Genomic DNA, 5,111 nt, shown 5'->3' with positions numbered 1-5,111 from the left:
CCGTCGACGTTCGGTGCGGCACCCCCCGCACTGACCGGACCCGAGACCCCGGCCGTGCCCTCCTCGGGGACCACGACGGCGGCGCCCCCGTCCTGCGGGGATGCCGGGGCAGCGCCCGCCTCCGCGGGAGCCGCCACCTCGGGCACCTCGATGCCCTCGCCCTCGCCCGCGGGTCGACCCTGTCCGATCCACACGTGGCGCAGCGCCTGCCCGAATGACACCCCGTAACGGTCCGCGTGGGCGACCAACGCCTCCTCGGCCTTCGCCCCGATCCCGCGTCGGGGCGTGTTGATGACCCTGCGCAGCGCGACGGTGTCATCCGGGTTGGCCACGGCCTGCAGGTAGGCCAGGGCGTCCTTGACCTCGCGCCGCTCGTAGAAGCGGGTGCCCCCCACGACCCGGTAGGGGATGCCCGAGCGGACCAGCAGTTCCTCCAGGGCGCGGGACTGGGCGTTGGTGCGGTAGAAGATCGCGATGTCCCCCCAGTCCACGCCCTCGTCACTGAGGCGGTCGATCTCGGAGACGACGAAGCGGGCCTCGTCGTGCTCGGAGTCGGCGGCGTCGACCGTGATGAGCGGCCCGTCCCCGGAGGCGGTCCACAGGTTCTTCGGCCGGCGCCCCTGGTTGCGCGCGATGACGGCATTGGCCGCGGAGAGGATGTTCTGGGTGGAGCGGTAGTTCTGCTCCAGCAGGATGGTGGTGGCGCCGGGGAAGTCGCGTTCGAACTCCTCGATGTTGCGGATGGTGGCACCGCGGAAGGCATAGATGGACTGGTCGGAGTCCCCGACGACCGTGAGCTCCGCGGGTGCCACTCCGTCGTGTCCCTCGCCCACGAGCTCCCGCACCAGGACGTACTGGGCGTGGTTGGTGTCCTGGTACTCGTCGACCAGGACGTGGCGGAAGCGGCGGTGGTAGTGCTCGGCGACGAGTGGCTTGTCCTGCAGGAGGCGCACGGTGCGCATGATGAGGTCGTCGAAGTCCAGGGCATTGGCCTGGCGCAGGCGCTTGTCGTAGTCGCGGTAGGCCTCCACGACCACCTTGGACACGGGGTCGTTGGGCGCGGTCCCGGCGTACTCCTCGGGCCCGATGAGTTCGTTCTTGAGGTCGGAGATCCTCCCCGCGACCAGCTTCGGGGAGAAACGCTTGATGTCGACGTCGTGCGCCTTGAGGACCATCTGCAGCAGCCGCTGGGAGTCCTGGGCGTCGTAGATCGTGAAGGTCGACGTCAGTCCCGCCGCGTCGTGCTCGGCGCGCAGGATGCGCACGCAGGCCGAGTGGAAGGTGGACACCCACATGCGCCGGGCATCCGGGCCGACCAAGTCGCTGACGCGCTCACGCATCTCGGCGGCCGCCTTGTTGGTGAAGGTGATCGCCAGGATCTCCCCCGGCCGCGCCCGGCCCGTCTCCAGCAGGTAGGCGATGCGGTGGGTGAGGACCCGGGTCTTGCCGGAGCCGGCACCGGCCATGATGAGCAGGGGGCCACCCTCGTGGACGACGGCTGCGCGCTGGCGGTCGTTGAGACCGCGCAGCAGGGCGTCGGTGTCGGGGGCGGGCGCCGCGCCCAGGTCGACATCGGCCCAGGGGTCACCCGGCCCCTCCGCGTAGCCGTCCTCGTCCCACACCGGTGGTTCCCGGTCGACGAGGGCGGGTCCGAGATCGGGCAGGACGGGCGCGCGCCCGGCCTCGTCGGAGGAACTGGGGCGAAGGCGGTCGGTGCCCTGCCGGCCGCGCGCCGCGCGGCCCCGTGTGCGGGAGAAGTCGAGGTCCATGGCGGTCCCACTCTAGGCCAGGGCATGGGCACCCCCGAGCGCCATCCACCGCCGACGGCGCCCGGGGCCCGGGCCGCACCGGTCACACGATGTTGCGACGCACCGCCCAGCGGGTCAGCTCGTTGCGGTTGGACAGCTGCAGCTTGTGCAGCACCGCCGAGACATGGGTCTCCACCGTCTTGATGGAGATGAACAGCTCGCTGGCCACCTCCTTGTAGGTGTAGCCGCGGGCGATGAGGCGCATGACCTCCTGCTCCCGGGCACTGAGGAGGTCGAGTTCGTCGTCGCGGGCGGCGACCTCGTGGGTGCCGAAGGCATCGAGCACGAAGCCGGCCAGGCGCGGGCTGAAGGCGGCGTCACCCGCCCCGACCCGATGGATGGCCTCCACGAGGTCCGCGGTGGTGATCGACTTGGTGACGTAGCCCCGCGCGCCGGCGCGGATGACGGCGACCACGTCCTCGGGGGCGTCGGAGACGGAGAGCGCCAGGAAGCGCAGGCCCTCCACGTCGGAGCAGGAACTCGCGACCTCGGCACCGCCACCGCCCTGCCCACCGGGGAGGTGGACGTCGAGCAGGGCGACGTCGGGGCGCAGCTCGTGGCAGGCGGCGACCGCCCCCTCCACGTCGGCCGCCTCGCCGACGATCTCGAGGTCGGCGCCGGCCTGTTCGAGCTCGGCGCGCACCCCCGCACGCACGAGTGGGTGGTCGTCGATGACGACGAGTCGGATGGTCATCGGTCCTCCTGGGGTCGTGGTGTGCCCCGGTCGGGTTCCCGGGGATCGGGCGCCGCGGTCGGGTCGGGCACTGCAGTGGGGTCGGGCGCCGGGGTGGGGCCGGAGGCGGGGGCAGAACCGGACACCGGCGTGGGTTCGGGCGAGGGAGGCACCGGTGCCCCGGAGGGGACCGACCCCTCCCCGCCCGCCGAGGTCGCCAGGGGTCCCGAGGCGGTCGCACCGTCCGGGCACGGGCTGCGCGGGGCCCACAGGTGGACCTCGGTGCCGGTGTCACGGGGACGGATCTGCGCGGACCCGCCCACCCGGCCCATGCGCCCGATGATCGAGTGGCGCACCCCGTGGCGGTCCTCGGGGACCGCGTCGGGGTCGAACCCGGAGCCGGCGTCCTTGACGAAGACCTCCGCCCCGCCCTCGTCGACCTCGCAGTAGACGGAGACGGGGGGCGCGCCGTGGCGCACGGCGTTGGTGACGGCCTCGGCGGCCGCGGCGACCAGCGCGAGTTCGGCGGGCCCGGGCACGACGTCCCCCACCGTCACGACGTCCACGGCCACGCCGTAGGTGGACTCGACCTGCCCGACCGCCTCACGCAGTGCCTCCGCCAGCGAGGTCGAGGGGGCCTCGTGGCCGGTGTAGAGCCAGGACCGCAGCTCGCGCTCCTGGGTGAGGGCCAGCGCGCGGACCCGGGTCGGGTCCTCGGCGGAGGCGCGGATGAGGGTCAGGGTCTGCAGGACGGAGTCGTGCAGGTGCGCGGCGATGTCCGCGCGTTCGGCGTCGCGGACCTGCTCCTCCCTGGCGGCTGACATGTCGGAGGACATCCGGAACCACAGCGGTGCCAGGGCGACCACGAGGCCGACGGCCACGACCACCCCGATGAGTCCACCGCGGGTGAGCGCGCGCACGTTGTCGGTGCGCGAGACCAACAGGACGGCGCCGACCAGCATGAGCGCGCTGCCCCCACCGATGAACGCCACGACCTTCGGGGAGCGCCACTCCCGCAGGTGGGCGCCCTGGCTCCACACCAGGCCCAGGCCCGCCAGGATCGCGAGGGCGGCGAGGATGTCGCGCGGCTCCACGTGTCCGGCCCCGAGCAGCAGGTAGGCCGCGAGCGCGACACTGACCGCCGCCACCCCGGCGACGAGCAGCTGGTTGCGCGCCGTGTCACGGGCGCGGTCCGACCCCACCCGTACCAGGGAGCGCCCGAGGCGGGCGGTGCGCGTCGACGCCTCCGCCGCCCCGTCCACGGGGACCATGAGCACGAGCCAGAGGTAGAGCAGGGCACCGGACCCCCACATCAGCAGGAGCAGCGCCATCGTCGTGCGCACCGCCCACACGGGCACGCCGAGGTGGACGGAGATGCCCGAGCAGACACCCCCGACCCACGGGGTGGGCATGTCGGGTGAGTGGGAGGTGGCGCGCCGCAGCGGGGGGCGCGGGGGTGCCGACGAGGGCGGGACCCACTGCCCCGTGGAGGTCCCGGTCGCCCACCCGGTCCCGGTCGCCCACCCAGTCCCGGTCGCCCACCCAGTCCCGTCCTGCCCGGGGGTGGCCCCCTCACCCGACGTCCCCTGCGCGGAGTACACGCCGGAGGTCGCCGCCCCCGCCGTGGGCGGGGTCGGGGGCCAGGTGGGTGCCGGGGGGTTCACCCCACCATCTTCACATCCGCTCCGGCGTGCGCCCACCCCGGCGGACACCGATCAGGGAAGGATCAGGGGGTCCCCCAATGGTGGGAGGGGTCGGACGGACGGCACAGTGGTCACATGAGCACGAATGACCCCACCGGAGCCCACGGGCCCGGACATGACGACCACGTTCCCCCCTCGTCGGGTGGACGCCCCGACGGTCCACCCGATCCTGGCCGGACGCCCGGTCCCGGGTGGACGCCCGACGCCGGCTGGACGCCCGGATGGCAGACGGAACCGCCCGCCCAGTCCGCTCCCGGGGGTGCGGGGGGGTACGCCGGCGGCGCCGGTGGTTGGCAGACGCCGCCCTCCGGTCAGGCGGCCGACGGCGCCCAGGTGCCGCCCTGGAGTCCCACTGCTCCCCCGCCCGCGCCGAGCGGCCACGGGTTCTTCGAGTCCCTGCGCCACTCGGGCTGGTACCGGGGCGACCAGCGGGTCCTGGGTGGTGTCTGCTCCGGCATCGCCGCCCGGACGGGCTGGGACGTCGGGCTGATCCGCGCCGTCACCGTGGTGCTGGGTCTGTTCCTCGGCCCGGTCTGGGTCGCCTACGGGGCCGCCTGGGCACTGCTGCCCGAGCAGGCCGACGGCCGCATCCACCTGGAGCAGCTGACGCGTGGGCGCTACGACGTCGCGCAGCTGGGCGCCCTGGTCATGGTGCTGCTCGGCCTGGGCAACCTGTTCCCGTGGTTCCTCCCCGACGGATCGGGATGGTTCCTGTGGTCCCTGGCCCTCGTCGCGGCGATCACCGTCGTCGTGATCATCGCGAACACCGGATCCCGCAATCGCGGGTACCCCCCCTCGGCACCCTGGCAGGGGACCCCGGGCGCGTACGGGTCCGGCGTCCCCGGCACCGGGTCCTCCTCCTGGCAGACGCCCCCTGCCTGGCAGCCCGGTCCGGCACAGCAGGGGTCCGCGCGGCCCGGTGCGGCG

At 73.8% G+C, this 5,111-nt stretch carries 4 protein-coding genes; 1 reads left to right on the top strand and 3 read right to left on the bottom strand.

Annotated features, from left to right (window positions below; genetic code table 11):
* From TA90_RS10015 to TA90_RS10005, 3 genes are all read right to left on the bottom strand, one after another.
* Positions 1-1,769, bottom strand: a 1,769-nt coding sequence (locus TA90_RS10015; protein WP_231550720.1) for an ATP-dependent helicase, incomplete at its 3' end; no start/stop codon positions are given.
* Positions 1,770-1,851: 82 nt separating this feature from the next.
* Entirely contained in the window at positions 1,852-2,502 is a 651-nt protein-coding gene (locus TA90_RS10010; RefSeq protein ID WP_043536110.1) for a LuxR C-terminal-related transcriptional regulator, read from the bottom strand.
* Complete coding sequence (locus TA90_RS10005; protein ID WP_082031622.1) at positions 2,499-3,893, bottom strand: ATP-binding protein; 1,395 nt, start codon at positions 3,891-3,893, stop codon at positions 2,499-2,501. Before TA90_RS10005 ends, TA90_RS10010 begins: the two co-directional genes overlap by 4 nt.
* Before the next feature lie 366 nt (positions 3,894-4,259).
* Here TA90_RS10005 and TA90_RS14665 point away from each other — a divergent pair.
* Positions 4,260-5,111: PspC domain-containing protein (locus tag TA90_RS14665; RefSeq protein WP_147513458.1), on the top strand; the 852-nt coding region annotated here is incomplete at its 3' end.

The sequence above is a fragment of the Actinomyces polynesiensis genome, assembly GCF_000820725.1.
Classification (GTDB): Bacteria; Actinomycetota; Actinomycetes; order Actinomycetales; family Actinomycetaceae; genus Pauljensenia; species Pauljensenia polynesiensis.
Note: the sequence above shows the minus strand (reverse complement) of the source record. Positions and strands in the feature narration are given on the sequence as shown.

Excerpts from the sequence above, each read along its gene's own strand:
- TA90_RS10010 (WP_043536110.1), bottom strand. The coding sequence starts at position 2,502 with ATGACCATCCGACTCGTCGTCATCGACGACCACCCACTCGTGCGTGCG.
- TA90_RS10005 (WP_082031622.1), bottom strand. The coding sequence starts at position 3,893 with ATGCCCACCCCGTGGGTCGGGGGTGTCTGCTCGGGCATCTCCGTCCAC.